Origin of the sequence: Streptomyces sp. NPDC001502 (assembly GCF_042894785.1) — a bacterium.
GTDB classification, from domain to species: domain Bacteria; phylum Actinomycetota; class Actinomycetes; order Streptomycetales; family Streptomycetaceae; genus Streptomyces; species Streptomyces kutzneri.
The window spans coordinates 80,649-100,361 of the sequence record NZ_JBIAVW010000030.1 but is presented as its reverse complement, the minus strand read 5'-3'; the positions used below and the strand labels follow the sequence as shown (position 1 = coordinate 100,361).

The window sequence follows — 19,713 nt, the reverse complement described above, 5'->3', positions numbered from 1 at the left end:
GCCGTGGGGCGGGGACACGCAGGAGGGTCCCCGCAGGACGAGCGCGCAACCCAGGCCGTCTGGCCGAACCACGGCCGCCTGGCGCGAGCCGAGGAGACCCTCGTGCGGGGCACCGCCCCACACCACCCAGCCCCGCCGGCGATTGAGGCGCGGGTCCGGGCGGAGCCCGGCGGGGATCCGGACCCGCCGTACAGCGCCAAGCCGGGGAAGCCGTTACACGGCGGGTACGCAGCGGCCTTCCTCCGTGCGGTACTGCCACTTGGCTCCGGAGGTGACCAGTTCCTTCACGGCGCCGACGAAGCGGTCGACGTGCTCGTCGGGGGTGCCCGCGCCGAAGCTGACGCGGATCGCGTTCAGCGAGCGCTCCCCCGGCGCCGCCTCGGGGGCTCCGCATTCGCCCTGCGCCTGCGGCTCGCTGCCCAGCAGGGTGCGGACCAGCGGGTGGGCGCAGAACAGGCCGTCGCGGACGCCGATCCCGTACTCGGCGGACAGCGCGGCCGCGAAGTGGGAGCTGTTCCAGCCGTCCACGACGAAGGAGATGACGCCGACCCGCGGGGCGTCGTCGCCGAAGAGGGAGAGGATCCGGACCGCCGGGACCTCCGCCAGGCCGCTGCGGACCTTCGCGATGAGGTGCTGTTCGCGGGCGACGAGGTTCTCGAAGCCGGCCTCGGTCAGGGCCTTGCAGGCCGAGGCGATGGAGTAGACGCCGATGACGTTCGGGGAGCCGGCCTCGTGGCGGGCCGCGGTGGTGTGCCACTCGACGTCCACGCCGCCGTCCTCGCGCCGGGCCACCTTGCGGGAGGCCCCGCCGCCGGCCAGGTACGGCTGCGCTTCCTGCAGCCAGTCCGCGCGTCCGGCGAGCACGCCCGAGCCGAAGGGCGCGTAGAGCTTGTGCCCGGAGAAGGCGACCCAGTCGACGTCCAGCTCCTGCACGGAGACCGGGTGGTGCGGGGCCAGTTGGGCGGCGTCCAGCACGATGCGCGCGCCGTGGGCGTGCGCGGCGGCGGCGAGTTCCCTGACCGGCCACAGCTCGCCGGTGACGTTGGAGGCACCGGTGACGCAGACCAGCGCGGGACCGTAAGGGTCGCGGTCGGCAAGCGCCCGCTCCAGGGTGGCGACGGCCTCGGCGGGGGTGCGCGGCGCGTTGAGGTAGGTGACCTGTGCGTCGACCCACGGCAGCAGGGAGGCGTGGTGCTCGGTCTCGAAGACGAACACCTGGCAGTCGGCGGGGAGTACGGCAGCGAGCAGGTTCAGCGAGTCGGTGGTGGACCGGGTGAAGACGACCTGGTCGGTGGGGCGGCAGTCGAGGAACTCGGCGACGGTGACCCGGCTCTGCTCGAAGAGGTCGGTGGAGAGCTGTGAGAGGTAGCCGGCGCCGCGGTGCACGCTGCCGTAGTACGGGGCGTACGCGGCGACGTCGTCCCAGACCCGCTGCAGGGCGGGGGCGCTGGCCGCGTAGTCGAGGGCCGCGTAGGTGACCTCGCCGCCGGTGACGAGCGGGACGGTGACGTCCCGGCCGAGGACCGCGAGCGGCTCGGCACAGGCGGGGTCGATGGTGGCCGCGGCGGTGGTGGTGGCGGCGTTCAGGGTTGCGGACATGGCGGTATCTCCCGGCAGGCAGGGCTGAATGGCTTCGGTGTGCCCGTACGCGGGTACGGCGCTGCGGCCGTCCGGGGTACGGGAGAGTCCTCGGTCCGCGCTGGGCGGGGGTACACGGAAGTGACCCTGATCCGAGGGGTGAAGTAGGGGCGGAGTCGCCCTATCGCATTCGCTTGCTCACGGAAAAAGCTCCTCGAGAAGACCAGGACCCCTGGTGTCGAGGGATCCGCGCTTGCCGTAGGCCTTGCTGCCTACGACCTGGTCATCACCCGGGGCACCCCGCCACGGAAGGAGGGTTGCCGGACAGCAAGCCGGGGCCTAAACGCTGTCACTCGTGACCTGGTCAGCATCCTGCCACAAGATCGCCCGAACGCAAGACCCCGGTCCGAATGGCGGACCGGGGTCGTTGCTTTCACGCCGTTCTCACACGGCTACGCGTTGCTGGCCGTCACCCAGCGCTCCAGGGCGGCCCGCGCCGCCCCCGAGTCGATGGACTCCGCCGCACGGGCGATTCCGGCCGTGATCTGCTCCTCCAGGCTGCCGGGGCCCGGGTCGAGGGCCACCAGGGCCGCCGCCGAGTTCAGCAGCACGGCGTCGCGGACCGGTCCGGTCTCGCCGGCCAGCAGGCGGCGGGCCACATCCGCGTTGTACGAGGGGTCCCCGCCGGCCAGGGCGGAGACGTCGACCAGGGAGATGCCCACGTCACGGGGGTCGAAGGTCCGCTCGGAGACCTTGCCGTCGCGGACCCACCAGATGCGCGAGGTCGACGTCGTGGTCAGTTCGTCCAGGCCGTCGTCGCCGCGGAAGACCAGCGCGGAGGAGCCCCGCCCGGCGAGCACGCCCGCGATGATCGGGGCCATCCGGGGATCGGCCACGCCGGTCGCCTGGGCGCGCACCCGGGCCGGGTTGGTGAGCGGGCCCAGCGCGTTGAAGAAGGTCCGGATGCCCAGTTCCTTGCGGGCTGCGGCCACATGGCGCAGTGCCGGGTGGAACTTCACGGCGAAGCAGAAGGTGATGCCGGCTTCCTCGGCGACCTCCACGACCCGCTCGCGGCTCAGCTGGAGGTTGACCCCGAGCTTTTCCAGGACGTCCGAGGAGCCGCTCGCGGAGGACGCGGCCCGGTTGCCGTGCTTGACGACCTTGGCGCCGGTACCGGCCACCACGACCGCCGACATCGTGGAGATGTTCACCGTTTTGGCCCCGTCGCCGCCGGTGCCGACGATGTCCACCGTGCGGCCCGGCACCTCGATCAGGTTGGCGTGCGCGTACATCGCCCGTACGAGGCCGTTGATCTCCTCGACCGTCTCCCCCTTGGCCCGCAGCGCGACCGTGAAGCCGGCGATCTGGGCGTCGGTGGCCTCCCCCCGCATGATCCGGTCCATGGCCCAGGCGGTGTCCTCCGCGCGCAGGTCCTGGCCGGTCAGCAGAGCGTCGAGAACGCCCGGCCAGCCACGGGCCGCCACGCTGTCGCCGCCTGCCGGGGTCGCAACGTTCATGGTCCGCTCCTGCTGTCGGTGGGCCGTCCCCATTTTCTGGCGCCCACGTCTGATCGGTCAGGGTTCAGCCTATCCAGCCCCGGTTACGGCAAAGAGCCCCGTCCAGACACTGGACGGGGCTCTCGCCGTGGCGACACCAGGACTGACCGAAATCAGTCCCTCATGCGTTCATACGGGGATCAGTGGTGGCCGTGGCCGGACTGGATCTCCTTGTATTCCTCCACCGTGGGCTTCGGAATCTGGTTGTTCTCGCCGTAGAAGCCCTTGCTGAGCTTCGCGCGCAGCTTCTCGGCGGCCTTCACCTTGCGCTCGACACCGTTCTCGTCGACCGTCGGGCCGATCTCGATCGGCTTGTACTGCTCGTGCGCGGTGAGCTTGTGCAGCTGGCCCGCCGGGAGCGGCTCGTGGACCTCGACGAACTCACCGTGCGGCAGACGCTTGATGATGCCGGTCTCGCGACCGTGCAGCACCTTGTCGTGGTCCCGGCGCTGGAGGCCGAGGCAGATCCGCTTGGTGACGATGAAGGCGAGGACCGGGACGACGAAGAAGCCGATCCGGACGAACCAGGTGATCGAGTTGATCGACAGGTGGAAGTACTGGGCGAACATGTCGTTGCCACCGCCGATGAGGAGCACGATGTACTCCGCGATCCAGGCGACACCGAAGGCCGTACGGGTCGGAACGTTGCGCGGGCGGTCCAGGATGTGGTGCTCGCGCTTGTCCCCGGTGACCCAGGACTCGATGAACGGCCAGACGGCGATCGCACCGAGCACCAGCGGGAAGAGCAGCAGCGGGATGAACACGCCCAGGACGAGCGTGTGGCCCCACAGGTTGATCTCCCAGCCCGGCATGGCCCGGATCAGGCCTTCCGGCATACCCATGTACCAGTCGGGCTGCGCACCGGTGGACACGTGGTCCGGGCGGTACGGGCCGAGCGCCCAGATCGGGTTGATCGTGGCGATGGCCGCGACGGCCGCGATGACACCGAAGACCAGGAAGAAGAAGCCTCCGGCCTTGGCCATGTAGACCGGCAGCAGCGGCATGCCGACGACGTTGTTGTTCGTCTTGCCGGGACCCGCGAACTGGGTGTGCTTGTGGTAGAAGACCAGGATCAGGTGGGCCACGAGCAGGCCCATCATGATGCCGGGCAGCAGCAGGATGTGCACCGAGTAGAACCGCGCGACGAAGTCGCCGCCCGGGAACTCCCCGCCGAACAGGAACATCGACAGGTAGGTGCCGACGACCGGGACGGACAGGATGGCGCCCTGCATGAAGCGGACACCGGTACCCGAGAGCAGGTCGTCCGGCAGCGAGTAACCGGTGAAGCCGGTGAACATGCCGAGGACCAGCAGCAGGAAGCCGAAGATCCAGTTGACCTCACGCGGCTTGCGGAACGCGCCGGTGAAGAAGACGCGCATCATGTGCACGATCATCGCCGCGACGAAGATCAGCGCCGCCCAGTGGTGGATCTGACGGATCAGCAGGCCACCGCGGACGTCGAAGCTGATGTCCAGCGTCGAGGCGAAGGCCTCGGACATCATGACGCCCTGCATCGGCACGTACGAGCCGTGGTACACGACCTCGTTCATGCTCGGGTGGAAGAACAGCGTCAGGTACACACCCGTGAGGATGATGATGATGAAGCTGTAGAGGCAGATCTCACCCAGCATGAAGGACCAGTGGTCCGGGAAGATCTTGCGCATGTTGGCCTTGGCCAGGCCGTAGATGCCCAGGCGGCCGTCCGCCCAGTCCGCTACTCGCTCGCCGGCCGGCGCTTTGCGCTCGTTGTTGACGCTGGTGCTCATCCGCGCTCCCAGAATGCAGGACCGACGGGCTCTTCGAAGTCGCCAAGCGCTTCGAGGAAGCCTTCGTCATTCACGCCGATCCGCAGCTGCGGAAGCGCGTGACCGGCCGGGCCGAAGATGACACGGGCGCCGTCGGAGAGGTCGAAGGTGGACTGGTGGCACGGGCAGAGCACGTGGTGCGTCTGCTGCTCGTACAGGCTGATCGGGCAGCCGACGTGGGTGCAGATCTTGGAGTAGGCCACGATCCCGTCGTGGGACCACTCCAGTTCCTTCTTGTCCTTGATGTCGTCCGGCTGGATACGGACGATCATCAGGGCGGCCTTGGCGATCTGGACCTGGAAGTCGTGCTGCTCCTCCTCCAGGCCTTCCGGCCTGGCGAAGGTCAGCGACCCGACGAGCACGTCCTCGGGACGCAGCGGCTCGTTCGTGTTGTCGTTGATGAGCAGCTTGCCCTTGGCCCACAGGGTCTTGCGCAGCTTGTCCTCGGGCAGCGGGCCCAGGTCGCGCAGCAGCATGACGCCGGCGAGCGGCACCATGGCCATCGCGCCGAGCAGCGTGTTGCGGATCAGGGGCCGGCGGCCGATGCCGGACTCGTTCGCGCCGTCGGCGAAGTCCTGCAGGACCTGCGCCTTGACCTCCGGCGGAGCGGCGATCTCGTGGCGCTCGGCGGCGACCTCTACGTCGGACATCAGGGTGCGGGCCCAGTGGACCGCGCCCGCGCCGATGCAGAAGAGGGCCACGCCCAGGGTCATGCCCAGGGAGAAGTTGAGCGCGCTGACCTTCCCGATGGGGAAGATGTAGACGATCTTGTCGACCGGGAAGATCACGTAGGACGCGATGAAGCCGATCGTCGCCAGCATCGACAGGATGAAGAGCATCGCGACGGTGCGCTCGGAGCGCTTCGCCGCCCGCTCGTCGATGTCCTGGATGCGGGGCTTGTGGACCGGCAGGCCCGGGTCGGCGAACGGGTCGTCCGCGACCGCTACGCCACCGTGGTGGGCGTCGCCCTGCTCGCTCGGCAGGTGCTTCTCTTCGGGAATCTCTTGGCTACTCATGACTTCTTGGCCTTAGCGGTGTGGGCCGCGACCCAGACGGCGACAGCGATCAGCGCACCCAGGGCGAAGATCCAGCCGAACAGACCCTCGGAGACGGGGCCGAGGCCACCGAGCTTCAGGCCGCCGGGGCTGGTCGACTTCTCGCCGTTGACGTTCTGGAGGTACGCGATGATGTCCTTCTTCTGCTTCTCCGGCATGGTGCTGTCGGGGAAGGAGGGCATGTTCTGCGGGCCGGTCTGCATGGCCTCGTAGATGTGCTTCGGCGAGACGCCCTCAAGGTTGGGGGCGTACTTGCCGTTCGTCAGCGCGCCGCCTTCGCCGGTGAAGTTGTGGCACTGCGCGCAGTTGTTGCGGAAGAGCTCACCACCGTTGGCGATGTCGGCGCCCGCCGGGTCGTACTGCTTCGCGGTCGGCGTGATCGGACCGGCGCCGAGGGACGCGATGTACGCGGCCAGCTGGTCGATCTGCGCCTGGTCGTAGATGACGGGCTTCTTCGGCACCTGGGCGCCGGGCTGCTGGGCGGGCATGCGGCCCGTGCTCACCTGGAAGTCGACGGCCGCGGAGCCGACGCCGACCAGGCTCGGGCCGTCAGAGGAACCCTGACCGCCGGTTCCGTGGCAGCTTGCGCAACCCACGGCGTAGAGCTTCTTGCCCTCCTCGATGGCGAGGGACTGGGCGGTTTCATCGGCCTGCGCCTTGCCCGCGGGGGCGAAGGCGGCGTACAGCCCCCCAGTGGCCGCCAGCGCGAGGAGTAGAACGACGACCGCCGCCAGCGGATGGCGTCGTCGTGCGGAGAGCTTTTTCACGGATTACCCCGGTGTCAGGATCTTCTGCGTCGGTGTGTCTGGATGGAGTGCCGGGTCTTGCCCGGTGACGTGTTCGCTACTTGATCAGGTAGATCGTCGCGAAGAGGCCGATCCAGACGACGTCGACGAAGTGCCAGTAGTAGGACACGACGATGGCCGACGTGGCCTGTTCGTGGGTGAACCTCTTGGCCGCGTACGTCCGGCCGAGGACCAGCAGGAAGGCGATGAGACCGCCCGTCACGTGCAGACCGTGGAAGCCGGTGGTCAGGTAGAACACCGAGCCGTAGGGGTCCGACGAGAGGGACAGGCCCTCATGCTTGACCAGCTCGGTGTACTCGAACACCTGGCCGCCAATGAAGATCGCACCCATGACGAACGTGATGATGAACCACGTCCGGAGCTTCTTCACGTCACCGCGCTCGGCGGCGAATACGCCGAGCTGGCAGGTGAGCGAGGAAAGCACCAGGATCGTCGTGTTCGTCGCCGAGAAGGGAAGATTCAGGGCCTCGGCCTGTTTCGTCCAGAACTCGGGACCCATCACGGATCGCAGGGTGAAGTACATCGCGAAGAGGGCCGCGAAGAACATCAGCTCGGAACTCAACCAGATGATGGTTCCGACGCTGACGAGGTTCGGCCGGTTGACCGTCGGGTGCGCGTGCCCGGTATCTACTGTCGTTGCTGTCGCCACGACCGACATTATGTCGGTCGCTTATCCCGCCCTCACCCCGGGGGGTGCCGTTCGGAGTGTCAGGGGCGTGTGCAAGGCCCGAACGGCCCATCAGATGAGCCCTGCGCGCCGTCACCTGCGACATGTTCGAACCGATGTGGACGGCGCACCGGGAGGAGTAGCATCCCGCGCAACATCAACGTGATTCACGGCCACGTGGAGGAACGAAATGCGGGCGACTGCGCGGGTTCTGGTCTACAGCGACGACGCGGGCACCCGGGAGCAGGTGCGGCTGGCGGCAGGACGCAGGCCCGCCGCGGACCTGCCGCCGGTGGAGTTCCTGGAGTGCGCGACGCTGCCGGCGGTCCTGACGGCGCTGGACGCGGGCGGAATCGACGCGTGCGTGCTGGACGGCGAGGCGGTTCCGGCCGGGGGCATGGGTGTGTGCCGGCAGATCAAGGACGAGATCTTCCGGTGTCCGCCGGTGCTGCTGCTGATGGGGCGCCCCCAGGACGCCTGGCTGGCCACGTGGAGCCGCGCGGACGCGGCCGTGACCCTTCCGGTGGACCCGGTGCAGTTCGCGGACACCCTGGCGGGCCTCCTGAGGACCCGTCTGTCCCTGGACGCCTGATCCGTCCTACGGGCCCCGCGTGTGCCCGTGTGTGCCCCGCAGAGGCCCGTACGGGTGAATGAGCCGGGATTCTCCCCCCGGACGGCGTCCGGGGGGAGAGACCGGCCCGGGGCCACCTAGACGGTGGGGCGCAGGCGGGCCTGGTCGACCGGACTGCGGCCTTCCTGGGTGCCCTTGAGCAGGGCGCTGCCCTGGCGCCAGTCCTTCCAGTCCATGTTCCAGTCGCCGAAGCCGTTGCCGAAGACGTCCATGTCGTCGCCGATGCTGTTGATCACCTTGACGACGTCGCCCTCGGTGATGTTCTCGTAGAACCAGGCGGCGTTGCCGGTGCTCATGCCCGTGCAGCCGTGGCTGACGTTCTCGTAGCCCTGGGAGCCGACGGACCACGGCGCGGCGTGGACGTATTCACCACTCCAGGTGACGCGGGTGGCGTAGTAGACGGGCAGGTTGTAGTACTCGCTGCCGCCGATGCCGACGGTGTCGCCGCGCATCTGTACGAAGTACTGCTTGCCCAGCACCACCTTGATGCCGTTGCGGGTGGAGAAGCCGGGCTTTCCGGTGGTCACCGGGATGGTGTTGATCACTTCTCCGTTGCGCCGGAACGTGAGGTAGTGCGAGGAGGCGTCGGTGGTGACCTCGACCCGGTCCCCGATCTCCAGTTTCAGCGGCTTGGCGACGGCTCCGTGGAGCTCGTCGGTGATCCTGACGCCTTCCAGGTTGCTCCGTACGGAGACGGCGGAGTTGGCGGGCCAGTAGTCCTTGGGCCGGTAGTGGAGGTTCTTGTCGTCCACCCAGTGCCAGGCGCCCTCGACGCCGGGCGGGGCGTCGACGACGAGGCCCCGTTCCACGATGGCGCGGGCGGCCTTGTCCTTGACGGGCTCGCTGAGTTCGGCGGTGATGGGCTGCCCGACGCCGTACTTGCCCTCGTCCGGGCCGAACTCGACCTTCAGGATCCCCTTGGACGGGGTGGTGTCGAAGGTGAGCGTGCGCTGCCCGGGGGCGCCCCGCTCGTCCTCGGTGCTCACGGTGACCGTGTAGCGGACGCCTGAGGCCATCGGGGTCGTGCTGTGCCAGCGGTCCCCCTTGGCGCTCAGTTCGCCCGCCAGGCGGCGGCCGTGGGTGTCCACGGCCAGCACATCGGTGATCCGGCCGCCGCCGCTCTTGGCGGTGATCTCAAGGGGCCGGTCGGGGTTCACGGGGCGGTTGCCGGCGCTCTGGTTGAAGGCGACCTGATCGCCCGCGTCGTACGGGCGGGCTGACAGCGGGTTCTTGTCGCCGGACCCGCATGCGGTGGCGCCGGCCCCGAGGGACGCGACCAGCAGGGAGCAGCTGAGTACCGTCCAAAGACGCGGTGAGTGCTTCATGGAGCCAACGCTATGAAGATATGACAAATCCGGCGCGCGGGGTGACTGCAAACGAGGGGCCCGGGCTCCTCCCGAAGGAGGGGCCCGGGCCCCAAGCGCTGCGCGGCGCGGCCGCGAAGGTCCTGCTACTGGTTCTGGTTCTCACCGCGGTAGTACTCGTACACCCAGCCCCACAGGCCGATCATGATGATCGGGGCCGAGAAGTACATGAGCCACCAGCCGAAGATGACGCCCATGAACGCGAGCGCACCGCCGATGCCCAGCGAGAGCGGCTGCCAGCTGTGCGGGGAGAAGAACCCCAGCTCGCCCGCCTCGTCGGCGACGTCGGCCTCCAGGTTGTCCTGGGCCATCTCGTCGACACGCTTGGCCGTGAAGGCCAGGTAGTAGCCGATCATGACGCTCAGGCCGAAGGCCAGGAAGAGCGCGGTGGTACCGACGGGCTCCTTCGACCACACGCCGTACACGACGGCCATGATCAGGATGAAGAAGGAGAGCCAGAGGAACATCTTGCCCTGGATCTTCACTTGTCGGCCTCCTTGCCACCGGCGACGGCCTTGGCGGCGACGCTGTGGTCCTCGAGGTGGTCGAGGGCCGCGATCTCAGGGTGGTGCAGGTCGAACGCCGGGGACTCCGAACGGATCCGCGGCAGGGTGAGGAAGTTGTGCCGCGGCGGCGGGCAGGACGTCGCCCACTCAAGCGAACGGCCGTAACCCCACGGGTCGTCGACCTCGACCTTCTCGCCGTACTTGGCCGTCTTCCAGACGTTGTACATGAACGGCAGCATCGACAGGCCGAGCACGAACGAGCTGATCGTCGAGATCGTGTTCAGCGCGGTGAAACCGTCGGCGGCGAGGTAGTCCGCGTAACGGCGCGGCATGCCCTCGGCACCGAGCCAGTGCTGCACCAGGAAGGTGCCGTGGAAGCCGATGAACAGCGTCCAGAACGTCATCTTGCCGAGGCGCTCGTCCAGCATCTTGCCCGTGAACTTCGGCCACCAGAAGTGGAAGCCGGCGAACATCGCGAACACCACGGTGCCGAAGACGACGTAGTGGAAGTGCGCGACGACGAAGTACGAGTCGGAGACGTGGAAGTCCATCGGGGGCGAGGCCAGGATGACGCCGGTCAGGCCACCGAAGGTGAAGGTGACCAGGAAGCCGATCGTCCAGAGCATCGGGGTCTCGAAGGACAGCGAGCCCTTCCACATGGTGCCGATCCAGTTGAAGAACTTCACACCGGTCGGTACCGCGATCAGGAAGGTCATGAAGGAGAAGAACGGCAGCAGCACGCCACCGGTGACGTACATGTGGTGGGCCCACACGGTCACGGAGAGGCCGGCGATCGCGATCGTCGCGGCGATCAGGCCGATGTAGCCGAACATCGGCTTACGGCTGAAGACCGGGATGATCTCGGAGACGATTCCGAAGAACGGCAGCGCGATGATGTACACCTCTGGGTGTCCGAAGAACCAGAAGAGGTGTTGCCATAGCAATGCGCCGCCGTTCGCGGCATCGAACACATGCGCGCCGAACTTGCGGTCGGCCTCCAGCGCGAAGAGCGCGGCGGCCAGCACCGGGAAGGCGAGCAGGACCAGGACACCGGTCAGCAGCACGTTCCAGGTGAAGATCGGCATGCGGAACATCGTCATGCCGGGAGCGCGCATGCAGATGATCGTGGTGATGAAGTTGACCGAGCCGAGGATGGTTCCGAAGCCGGAGAAGGCCAGACCCATGATCCACATGTCGGCGCCGATGCCCGGCGACCGGACCGCGTCCGACAGCGGGGAGTAGGCGAACCAGCCGAAGTCGGCAGCGCCGTTCGGCGTCACGAAGCCGGCCACCGCGATGGTCGAGCCGAAGAGGTACAGCCAGTACGCGAACATGTTCAGCCGCGGGAACGCCACGTCGGGCGCGCCGATCTGCAGCGGCATGATCCAGTTGGCGAAGCCCGCGAAGAGCGGGGTGGCGAACATCAGCAGCATGATCGTGCCATGCATGGTGAACGCCTGGTTGAACTGCTCGTTCGACATGATCTGCGTGCCCGGACGGGCCAGCTCGGCGCGCATGAAGAGCGCCAGCAGGCCGCCGATGATGAAGAACACGAACGACGTGACCAGGTACATCGTGCCGATGGTCTTGTGGTCGGTCGTGGTCAGCCACTTCACGACGACATTGCCCGGCTGCTTGCGCCGTACCGGCAGCTCGTTCTCATACGAGTCGGCGGCGGCACCCTGGGATTCGTTGAGGATGCTCACAGTTTGTTCACTTCCGCATTCCGGGCCGGGTCGGTCTGCTGGATGCCGGCCGGGAGGTAGCCGGTCTGACCCTTCTCCGCCAGATCCTTCAGGTACGCCCGGTACTCCTCGGGGGAGACCACCTTGACGTTGAAGAGCATCCGGGAGTGGTCAACGCCGCAGAGCTCGGCGCACTTGCCCATGAAGGTGCCGTATTCGGACGGGGTGACCTCGAAGACGTTGGTGTGGCCCGGAATGACGTCCTGCTTGAACAGGAACGGGACCACCCAGAAGGAGTGGATCACGTCGTTCGACGACAGGATGAAACGGACCTTCTCGCCCTTGGGGAGGACCAGGGTCGGACCCGGGTTGCCCGTCTGGGGGTTCTTGTCGCCCGGGACACCCTTCTGGTAGACGCCTTCGGCGCCCGCCGGGAAGTCCTTGGTGAAGCGGTCCGGGATGGAGGCCAGCTCCTTGGGGACCGCGCCCGCCTTCGGGGTCGCCGCGTCGCCGTCGACGTTCTCGACGTAGTTGAAGCCCCAGCTCCACTGGAAGCCGATCACGTTGATCGTGTGCGGCGGCTTCGGGGTGAGGGCCAGGAGCTTCGACTCGTCACGAGCGGTGAAGTAGAAGAGCACCGAGACGATGATGAGCGGGACCACGGTGTACAGCGCCTCGATGGGCATGTTGTACCGGGTCTGCGCGGGGACCTCGATCTTCGTCCGGCTGCGCCGGTGGAAGATGACGCTCCAGATGATCAGGCCCCACACGAGGATGCCCGTGACCAGCGCGGCCGCCCAGGATCCCTGCCACAGGGAGAGGATGCGCGGCGCCTCCTCGGTTACCGGAGTCGGCATTCCGAGGCGGGGGAAGTCTTTCCATGTATACGAGCAACCAGTGGCGGTCGCCAGGACCACGCCCGCAGTCAGCGCCTGCAGCAGCTTCCGCCGCATCGGGCGCCGCGGCGAGCGGTCGGAGCCGTAGGGACTCACGTAGCGCCTTCCCGAGAGTCTCGGCCCGCGCGGCCGGCCGCGGCCGTGTTCGGGTCGGTCGCCGGCCCTGACGCAGGCAGGGGTTTGGATGTTTATGCGGACCAAACCCTACTGGACGCTATTTGGGGTCGCGCGGGGAGGGTGCCCAACGCGCCGCTACTGCCCCCGAAGGGATGGATCCGCCGTCCGGGGGACGGCGCGAATGGCCCTGAATGGCGGGCTCCGGAGCACATCTGACGCCCCCTGACCTCGAACGCTGCGGGCCCCGCCCACCCGTCGCCCGGCCACCACCCCTCAACGGCGTGCTCCGCACGGCTCCTGCCCACCCGTCGCCCGATCACCACCCCTCAACGGCATACTCCGCACGCCCCCTGCCTTACGGTGACCGGATGCCGTACTTCGACAGCGCGTCCGCCGCTCCCCTGCACCCCGTGGCCCGCCAGGCGTTGCAGGCCGCCCTGGACGAGGGCTGGGCCGATCCGTCCCGGCTCTACCGGGAGGGCAGGCGCGCCCGGCTGCTGCTGGACGCGGCGCGGGAGGCCGCCGCGGAGGCGGTGGGATGCCGGGCCGACGAGCTCGTGTTCACTCCTTCGGGGACGCACGCGGTTCACACGGGGGTGGCGGGGGTCCTCGCGGGGCGCCGACGCGTCGGAAGTCATCTGGTCGTATCGGCGGTCGAACACAGTTCTGTATTTCACTCGGCCGAGGTGCACGAGGCGCGCGGCGGGACGGTGACCGAGGTCCCGGTGGACCGGTGGGGCGCGGTGACGCCCGCCGCCTACGCGGACGCGCTCGCCCCGGAGAGCGCCCTCGCCTGCCTCCAGTCGGCCAACCACGAGGTGGGCACGGTCCAGCCGGTGGCGGAGGTGGCCGAGGTCTGCGCGGCGGCCGGGGTGCCGCTGCTGGTGGACGCGGCCCAGTCGCTGGGCTGGGGTCCGGTGGAGGGCGCCTGGTCCGTCCTGGCCGCGAGTGCGCACAAGTGGGGCGGCCCGCCCGGGGTCGGTCTGCTGGCGGTCCGCAAGGGGGTGCGTTTCTCCCCCCAAGGACCTGCGGACGAGAGGGAGTCGGGGCGCTCCCCCGGTTTCACGAACCTGCCCGCGATCGTGGCCGCGGCGGCTTCCCTGCGGGCCGTACGGGCCGACGCGGACGCGGAGGCGGCCCGGCTGCGGGTCCTGGTGGACCGCATCCGGCGGCGGGTGGTGCGGCTGGTCCCGGACGTGGAGGTGGTGGGCGATCCGGAGCGGCGGCTGCCGCACCTGGTCACCTTCTCCTGCCTGTACGTCGACGGGGAGACGCTGCTGCACGAGCTGGACCGGGCCGGTTTCTCGGTCTCCTCCGGCTCCTCGTGCACGAGCTCCACGCTGACCCCCAGTCACGTGCTGCGGGCGATGGGCGTGCTGTCGGAGGGGAACGTACGGGTGTCCCTGCCGCCGGGGACCCCGGCGGAGGAGGTCAACGCGTTCCTGGAGGTGCTGCCGCGCGCGGTGGCGGACGTACGGGAACGGCTGGGCGTGTCGGAGCCCCCGGCGGTGGCGCCGGTGGCGGACTCCCTGGAGCTCGACGCGCTCGGGCTGCGCTGCCCCCAGCCGGTGATCGAACTGGCCCGGGCCATCGTGACGGTCCCGGTGGGCGGGACCGTCACGGTCGTCTCCGACGACGAGGTGGCGCGGCTGGACATCCCGGCGTGGTGCGCGATGCGGGGCCACACGTATGTGGGCGAGACCCCCCGCGAGGTCGGCTCCGCGTACACGGTCCGCCGGGCCACCTGACCGGGCCGGCCCCGATCCGGCTGCGCCACGTTTCAGCCTCGCCGGCGATTGAGGCGCGGGTCCGGGCAGAGCCCGGTGCCCGGCGGAGCCGGGTTTCGGGGGGGGGGGGGGGCCCCCCCCCCCCCCCCCCCCCCCCCCCCCCCCCCCCCCGCCCGCGGGGCCCCCGCGGGGGGGGGGGGGGGGGGCGCCGGGGGGGGGCGGGGGGGGGGCGCGCGGGGGCGGGGGGGGGGCGCGCGGCCCCCCCCGCGGGGCCCCCCGGGGGGGGGGGCCCCGGGGCCGCCCCGGGGGGGGGGGGGGGGGGCGGGGCCCGGCCCCCCCCCCCTGCCCGGCGGAGCCGGGTTTCCTGGGGCTCCGCCCCAGACCCCGCTCCTCAAACGCCGGAGGGGCTGGATCTGGCCGGGCTCACCACCAGGGGGGTAGGCCCTTGGGGCGAAGGTCGGAGCCGCGGCGGCGGTCAGGCCAGGTGGGCGCGGACCTCGGCGGCGGCTTCGTCGCCGTAGGCCTTGGTGAAGCGCTCCATGAAGTGGGCGCGGGCCAGCGCGTACTCCTGGGTGCCGAGGGTCTCGATGACCAGCGTCGCGAGCATGCAGCCCAGCTGCGCCGCACGTTCCAGGCCGACGCCCCAGCCCAGACCGGTCAGGAACCCGGCGCGGAACGCGTCGCCGACACCCGTCGGGTCGACCTTCGCGGTCTCCTCCGGGCAGCCGACCACGATCGGCGCCTCGCCGACGCGCTCGATCCGGACGCCGTTGGAGCCCAGCGTGGTCACGCGGGTGCCGACCTTCGACAGGATCTCCTCGTCGGTCCAGCCGGACTTCGACTCGATGAGGCCCTTCTCGTACTCGTTCGAGAAGAGGAAGGTCGCGCCCTCCATCAGGGTGCGGATGTTGTCGCCGTCCATCCGGGCGATCTGCTGCGAGAAGTCGGCGGCGAAGGGGATCCCGCGCGTGCGGCACTCCTCCGTGTGGCGCAGCATCGCCTCGGGGTCGTCCGCGCCGATGAGGACGAGGTCGAGCCCGCCCACCCGGTCGGCCACGGCCTTGAGCTCGATCAGCCGGGCCTCGCTCATCGCGCCCGTGTAGAAGGAGCCGATCTGGTTGTGGTCGGCGTCCGTGGTGCACACGAAGCGCGCGGTGTGCAGCACCTCGGAGATCCGGACGGACTCGGTGTCGACGCCGTGCCGGTCCAGCCAGGCGCGGTATTCGTCGAAGTCGGAGCCGGCGGCTCCGACGAGGATCGGGCGGGTGCCGAGCTGCCCCATACCGAAGCAGATGTTCGGGCCGACCCCGCCCCGCCGGACGTCGAGGTTGTCGACGAGGAAGGAGAGGGAGACCGTGTGCAGCTGGTCCGCGACCAGCTGGTCGGCGAAACGGCCGGGGAAGGTCATGAGGTGGTCGGTGGCGATGGAGCCGGTGACTGCGATGCGCACGGCGAGGACGCTCCTGCTGAGGACGGCGAGGGACAGTCAAAACTACCCGGTAAGCGGCCCCGGGCTGTACCCCGGAAACTACCCCTTAGTAGGTCTTTCTTCGCCACAGCTCCGATGCCTACGGTGCCTGCATGACCTATACCGACGGTTTCGGCTACTCCGAGTACACCGCCGACAAGCGCGGCGCGGAAGCCCCACGACAGCCCGGTTTCGCCCGCCTGCTGGGTGACTGCGCCCGGATGGCCCCGCACTGGGCGGTTCCGGCGGGCCCCCGGCCGGTCCGGGTGGCCCCTTCGCAGATCCACGGGATCAGCGTCCCGCCGGCCTCGGCGCGGCTGATCGCCTCCACGTCCGTGTACGGGGACCAGTAGGAGGGAACCGGTTGCGCTCCCGCTCCGTCACACCCGCATCAGGTACGACGGGACCGGTGAAGGAGCGATGCGGTGACCAGCGAAGGACCCGACGACACATCACGCGGAACACGGCGGCGGCCCGCCTGGGCCGTCGGTTCGATCGCGGCCGCCGTCCTGCTCGCGGGCGGCGGTGGCGCGTACTGGGCGTCGACCGCCTACGGCGACGGTGGGCCGGGTCACCGTACGGGTGACAGCGCGGCCTCCGCGCCGCGCGACGCGGGGGCCCCCTCGGGGCCGGGCATCGCGCCCGGGGAGCCCGACCCGTCCGGCGGCGGGGTGGTCTACCGGGCCGACGTGAAGCTTCCGGAGGCTCCGGCCGACGCGCCGAGCTACGCGCTGTCCGGCGAGGTCACCTCGGCGGAGGTGGCCCGCCTCGCGGCGGCTCTGGGCCTGCCCGGCGAGCCGCGCCTGAGCGGGGACGTCTGGCTGGCCGGGGAGGCCGCCGACGGCTCCGGGCCCCGGCTCACGGTGGCCCGTACGGCGCCGGGGACGTGGAACTTCGCCCGCTTCCAGGCTCCCGGCAACGGCAACGGCGCCGGGGACGACTGCGTGCGCGGCAAGGACACCTGCGGCCCTGCCACCCTCCCGCAGGACGCGGGGGCGAGTGCGGGCGGTGGGGCCGAGACGGGCAAGCCGGTGTCGGAGGAGGCCGCCAAGGCCGCCGCGGCCCCCGTACTGGCCGCCGCGGGGGTGGCGGGGGCCACGCCGGACGCGCGGTTCAACCAGGGTTCGGTACGGGTGGTGGCCGCCGACCCGGTGGTCGACGGGCTGCGCACGCACGGCTGGGCCACGAAGGTCAGCGTGGGCTCCGACGGCTCGGTGGTGGGGGGCAACGGGGAGCTGAAGGCCCCCGCACGGGCAGCCTCGCAGCAGGTGGTCGGGGCCGTGGAGGCGCTGGCCCGGCTGAACGCGAAGTCGGGCGGCGGGGAGGGCAACCCCGAGCCCAGCGGATGCGCGAGCGCGGTCCCGCTGACGGCGGACACCCCGGTGTCGGCCACGGACACGGTGCCGTGCAACCCGGAGCCGCGGCCGATGAAGCCCCCGCGGACGGAGACGGTGAAGGGCGCCGCGCTCGGCCTGGTCCCCGGCACGGTGAACGGGGCGCAGGGGCTGGTTCCGGCCTGGCTCTTCGAGGTGGCGGGCCAGGGCGGCGCGCCCGGTCACACGGTGGCCCAGCCGGCGGCGGCCGCCCAGGAGAGCACTCCCGGCCCGAAGGGCCTGCGCACGGTGACCGGGTTCTCGTACGCGGAGGCCGACCGGAAGCTGACGGTGAACTTCTGGGGCAGCGTGTGCAGCACCTACGCCGTGGAGGCGCGGGAGCAGGCGGAATCGGTCCTGGTGAAGATCACGGACACCCCGAACAAGCCGGGCCAGGCCTGCATCATGCTGGCGCAGGAGATGTCCTTGACGGTGACGCTGCAGCAGCCGCTGGGCGACCGGAAGGTGCTCGACGCGGCCACCGGCAAGCCGCTCCCCCGGCAGTAGCCGGGGTCCCGGGCAGGGCCCGGGACCGGGAATGACACGAGGGCCCGCCTCCGGTCGGATTCGACCGGGGGCGGGCCCTCGTGGGTGTCCGGGTTTAGCTGAACGAGTCGCCGCAGGCGCAGGAGCCCGTGGCGTTCGGGTTGTCGATGGTGAAGCCCTGCTTCTCGATGGTGTCGACGAAGTCGATGGAGGCACCGTGGAGGTACGGAGAGCTCATCCGGTCCGTGACGACCTTCACACCGTCGAAGTCCTTCACGACGTCGCCGTCGAGGGAGCGCTCGTCGAAGAAGAGCTGGTAGCGCAGGCCGGAGCAGCCACCGGGCTGGACGGCGACGCGGAGCGCCAGGTCATCGCGGCCTTCCTGCTCCAGCAGGGTCCTGACCTTCTCGGCGGCGGCGTCGGACAGGAGGATGCCGTCGCTCACAGTGGTCTTGTCGTCCTGTACGGACATCTGCATTCACTCCCGAAGTGGGCGGCTCCCCGCCGGAGGCGGGGAAACGTCGGACTCTTGCCGTCGGTGGCAACGAGCGGGACCGCGGATTCATTCCGGGACCCGACGCTTGTTTCAGATATTCCATGCTCGCACACCGCGCGCGGGGGTGGACCCGGCGAATCGTGGGCTGATGCGTCACATTGACACTATCGGCATCGTCAAACTGACGTGAAGCGGTTATGATAGATAACGTCAAATAGACGAGAAGTCGAAGTGATGATCCAGAAGTCCCTTGTCGCAGAACAGAAAGGGTGCGTGTCGTGACCACCGCCCAGCCTTTGGACGTCCAGCCGACGCCCCTTGCCCTGCTGCTGCTCGGCCGTGAGGCCGACCCCAAGAGCGAGCGCGGGGTGGAGTGCCCCGGCGACCTGCCCTCGCCGTCGGACCCGAACCTCGTGGAGCGCGCCCGCGCGGCCAAGGAGAAGCTCGGTGACAAGGTCTTCATCCTGGGCCACCACTACCAGCGTGACGAGGTCATCGAGTTCGCGGACGTCACCGGCGACTCCTTCAAGCTGGCCAAGGACGCGGCCGCCAAGCCGGAGGCCGAGTACATCGTCTTCTGCGGCGTGCACTTCATGGCCGAGTCCGCGGACATCCTGACCTCGGACGACCAGAAGGTGGTCCTGCCGGACCTGGCCGCCGGCTGCTCGATGGCCGACATGGCCACCGCCGAGCAGGTCGCGGAGTGCTGGGACGTACTGACCGAGGCCGGCATCGCCGACGTCACGGTGCCCGTCTCGTACATGAACTCCTCCGCCGACATCAAGGCCTTCACCGGCAAGCACGGCGGCACGATCTGTACCTCGTCCAACGCGAAGAAGGCCCTGGACTGGGCGTTCGAGCAGGGCGAGAAGATCCTCTTCCTCCCGGACCAGCACCTGGGCCGCAACACCGCCGTCCGCGACATGGGCATGTCCCTGGACGACTGCGTGCTCTACAACCCGCACAAGCCGAACGGCGGCCTGACGGTCGAGCAGCTGCGGAACGCCAGGATGATCCTGTGGCGCGGCCACTGCTCGGTGCACGGCCGGTTCTCGGTCGACTCGGTCAACGACGTCCGCGCCCGGATCCCCGGCGTGAACGTCCTGGTCCACCCCGAGTGCAAGCACGAGGTCGTGGCGGCCGCGGACTACGTCGGCTCGACGGAGTACATCATCAAGGCGCTGGAGGCGGCCCCGGCCGGTTCCAAGTGGGCCATCGGCACGGAGCTGAACCTGGTCCGCCGCCTGGCGAACCGATTCGCCGCCGAGGACAAGGAAGTCGTCTTCCTCGACAAGACGGTCTGCTTCTGCTCGACGATGAACCGCATCGACCTCCCGCACCTGGTGTGGACCCTGGAGTCCCTGGCCGAGGGCAACCTCGTCAACCAGATCCAGGTCGACAAGGAGACGGAGAGCTTCGCGAAGCTCGCGCTGGAGCGGATGCTGGCGCTCCCGTAGCCACCGCCTCCCCCCGCACATGCCCGAAGGGCCGCCCCTC

17 protein-coding genes and 1 riboswitch are annotated in these 19,713 nt (G+C 69.6%); of the genes, 5 read left to right on the top strand and 12 right to left on the bottom strand.

The window, feature by feature from the left end; all coding sequences use genetic code 11:
• Positions 1-213: 213 nt before the first annotated feature.
• The 6 genes from ACFY0D_RS35835 to ACFY0D_RS35810 all read right to left on the bottom strand — a co-directional run bounded on the left by ACFY0D_RS35835 (position 214) and on the right by ACFY0D_RS35810 (position 7,458).
• A complete protein-coding gene (locus ACFY0D_RS35835) occupies positions 214-1,599 on the bottom strand; it encodes an aminotransferase class V-fold PLP-dependent enzyme (protein ID WP_390802086.1) in 1,386 nt (461 codons plus the stop codon).
• 223 nt (positions 1,600-1,822) lie between these two features.
• Positions 1,823-1,939: riboswitch (SAM riboswitch) on the bottom strand.
• Between the two features lie 91 nt (positions 1,940-2,030).
• On the bottom strand, positions 2,031-3,095 hold the full coding sequence (gene trpD, locus ACFY0D_RS35830) for an anthranilate phosphoribosyltransferase (protein WP_390802085.1): 1,065 nt from the start codon (positions 3,093-3,095) through the stop codon (positions 2,031-2,033).
• Between the two features lie 179 nt (positions 3,096-3,274).
• Positions 3,275-4,900, bottom strand: coding sequence for a cytochrome bc complex cytochrome b subunit (locus ACFY0D_RS35825; protein ID WP_390802084.1), 1,626 nt, complete (start codon positions 4,898-4,900; stop codon positions 3,275-3,277).
• Complete coding sequence (locus tag ACFY0D_RS35820) at positions 4,897-5,955, bottom strand: Rieske 2Fe-2S domain-containing protein (RefSeq protein ID WP_390802083.1); 1,059 nt, start codon at positions 5,953-5,955, stop codon at positions 4,897-4,899. The genes ACFY0D_RS35825 and ACFY0D_RS35820 overlap by 4 nt, the downstream gene beginning before the upstream one ends.
• Positions 5,952-6,761, bottom strand: a complete 810-nt coding sequence (locus ACFY0D_RS35815; protein WP_314253217.1) for a c-type cytochrome — start codon at positions 6,759-6,761, stop codon at positions 5,952-5,954. Before ACFY0D_RS35815 ends, ACFY0D_RS35820 begins: the two co-directional genes overlap by 4 nt.
• A 76-nt stretch (positions 6,762-6,837) precedes the next feature.
• Positions 6,838-7,458 (bottom strand): heme-copper oxidase subunit III, encoded by a 621-nt coding sequence (locus tag ACFY0D_RS35810; RefSeq protein ID WP_266390758.1) that lies wholly within the window; start codon positions 7,456-7,458, stop codon positions 6,838-6,840.
• Positions 7,459-7,657: 199 nt separating this feature from the next.
• Here ACFY0D_RS35810 and ACFY0D_RS35805 point away from each other — a divergent pair, with 199 nt between their 5' ends.
• Complete coding sequence (locus ACFY0D_RS35805) at positions 7,658-8,059, top strand: hypothetical protein (protein ID WP_328963654.1); 402 nt, start codon at positions 7,658-7,660, stop codon at positions 8,057-8,059.
• A gap of 116 nt (positions 8,060-8,175) precedes the next feature.
• On the opposite strand, the gene ACFY0D_RS35800 is transcribed toward ACFY0D_RS35805, so the two are convergent.
• The 4 genes from ACFY0D_RS35800 to coxB form a co-directional block, all read right to left on the bottom strand.
• On the bottom strand, positions 8,176-9,423 hold the full coding sequence (locus ACFY0D_RS35800) for an Ig-like domain-containing protein (protein ID WP_390802082.1): 1,248 nt from the start codon (positions 9,421-9,423) through the stop codon (positions 8,176-8,178).
• 125 nt (positions 9,424-9,548) lie between these two features.
• Positions 9,549-9,947, bottom strand: coding sequence for a cytochrome c oxidase subunit 4 (locus tag ACFY0D_RS35795; protein WP_053692942.1), 399 nt, complete (start codon positions 9,945-9,947; stop codon positions 9,549-9,551).
• Entirely contained in the window at positions 9,944-11,674 is a 1,731-nt protein-coding gene (gene ctaD, locus ACFY0D_RS35790) for a cytochrome c oxidase subunit I (protein WP_390802081.1), read from the bottom strand. The genes ACFY0D_RS35795 and ctaD overlap by 4 nt, the downstream gene beginning before the upstream one ends.
• Positions 11,671-12,645 (bottom strand): cytochrome c oxidase subunit II, encoded by a 975-nt coding sequence (gene coxB, locus ACFY0D_RS35785; RefSeq protein ID WP_301371635.1) that lies wholly within the window; start codon positions 12,643-12,645, stop codon positions 11,671-11,673. The genes ctaD and coxB overlap by 4 nt, the downstream gene beginning before the upstream one ends.
• 389 nt (positions 12,646-13,034) lie before the next feature.
• On the opposite strand from coxB, the gene ACFY0D_RS35780 reads away from it, so the two are divergent.
• The gene (locus ACFY0D_RS35780; protein ID WP_390802080.1) at positions 13,035-14,414 is read left to right on the top strand and encodes a cysteine desulfurase/sulfurtransferase TusA family protein; all 1,380 of its coding nucleotides are present in this window, start codon (positions 13,035-13,037) and stop codon (positions 14,412-14,414) included.
• A 454-nt stretch (positions 14,415-14,868) separates the two neighbouring features.
• Here ACFY0D_RS35780 and ACFY0D_RS35775 read toward each other — a convergent pair whose 3' ends face one another.
• Positions 14,869-15,843, bottom strand: a complete 975-nt coding sequence (locus ACFY0D_RS35775; RefSeq protein ID WP_390802079.1) for a carbohydrate kinase family protein — start codon at positions 15,841-15,843, stop codon at positions 14,869-14,871.
• 131 nt (positions 15,844-15,974) lie between these two features.
• On the opposite strand from ACFY0D_RS35775, the gene ACFY0D_RS35770 reads away from it, so the two are divergent.
• Entirely contained in the window at positions 15,975-16,214 is a 240-nt protein-coding gene (locus ACFY0D_RS35770) for a hypothetical protein (RefSeq protein ID WP_301371632.1), read from the top strand.
• Positions 16,215-16,286: 72 nt separating this feature from the next.
• Positions 16,287-17,741, top strand: a complete 1,455-nt coding sequence (locus ACFY0D_RS35765; protein ID WP_390802078.1) for a hypothetical protein — start codon at positions 16,287-16,289, stop codon at positions 17,739-17,741.
• 94 nt (positions 17,742-17,835) lie between these two features.
• Here the strand turns inward: ACFY0D_RS35765 and erpA are convergent, their stop codons facing one another.
• Complete coding sequence (gene erpA, locus ACFY0D_RS35760) at positions 17,836-18,192, bottom strand: iron-sulfur cluster insertion protein ErpA (RefSeq protein ID WP_030010511.1); 357 nt, start codon at positions 18,190-18,192, stop codon at positions 17,836-17,838.
• A gap of 293 nt (positions 18,193-18,485) precedes the next feature.
• Between erpA and nadA the strand changes: the two genes are divergently transcribed.
• The gene (nadA, locus tag ACFY0D_RS35755) at positions 18,486-19,673 is read left to right on the top strand and encodes a quinolinate synthase NadA (protein WP_390802077.1); all 1,188 of its coding nucleotides are present in this window, start codon (positions 18,486-18,488) and stop codon (positions 19,671-19,673) included.
• Positions 19,674-19,713 lie beyond the last annotated feature (40 nt).

What these genes read in the sequence shown, in the direction of transcription:
- ACFY0D_RS35770 (WP_301371632.1), top strand. Translation starts at nt 15,975, where the DNA reads ATGACCTATACCGACGGTTTCGGCTACTCCGAGTACACCGCCGACAAG.
- ACFY0D_RS35835 (WP_390802086.1), bottom strand. Translation starts at nt 1,599, where the DNA reads ATGTCCGCAACCCTGAACGCCGCCACCACCACCGCCGCGGCCACCATC.
- trpD (WP_390802085.1), bottom strand. Translation starts at nt 3,095, where the DNA reads ATGAACGTTGCGACCCCGGCAGGCGGCGACAGCGTGGCGGCCCGTGGC.
- ACFY0D_RS35825 (WP_390802084.1), bottom strand. Translation starts at nt 4,900, where the DNA reads ATGAGCACCAGCGTCAACAACGAGCGCAAAGCGCCGGCCGGCGAGCGA.
- erpA (WP_030010511.1), bottom strand. Translation starts at nt 18,192, where the DNA reads ATGTCCGTACAGGACGACAAGACCACTGTGAGCGACGGCATCCTCCTG.
- ACFY0D_RS35820 (WP_390802083.1), bottom strand. Translation starts at nt 5,955, where the DNA reads ATGAGTAGCCAAGAGATTCCCGAAGAGAAGCACCTGCCGAGCGAGCAG.
- ACFY0D_RS35780 (WP_390802080.1), top strand. Translation starts at nt 13,035, where the DNA reads ATGCCGTACTTCGACAGCGCGTCCGCCGCTCCCCTGCACCCCGTGGCC.
- ACFY0D_RS35800 (WP_390802082.1), bottom strand. Translation starts at nt 9,423, where the DNA reads ATGAAGCACTCACCGCGTCTTTGGACGGTACTCAGCTGCTCCCTGCTG.
- ACFY0D_RS35805 (WP_328963654.1), top strand. Translation starts at nt 7,658, where the DNA reads ATGCGGGCGACTGCGCGGGTTCTGGTCTACAGCGACGACGCGGGCACC.
- ACFY0D_RS35810 (WP_266390758.1), bottom strand. Translation starts at nt 7,458, where the DNA reads ATGTCGGTCGTGGCGACAGCAACGACAGTAGATACCGGGCACGCGCAC.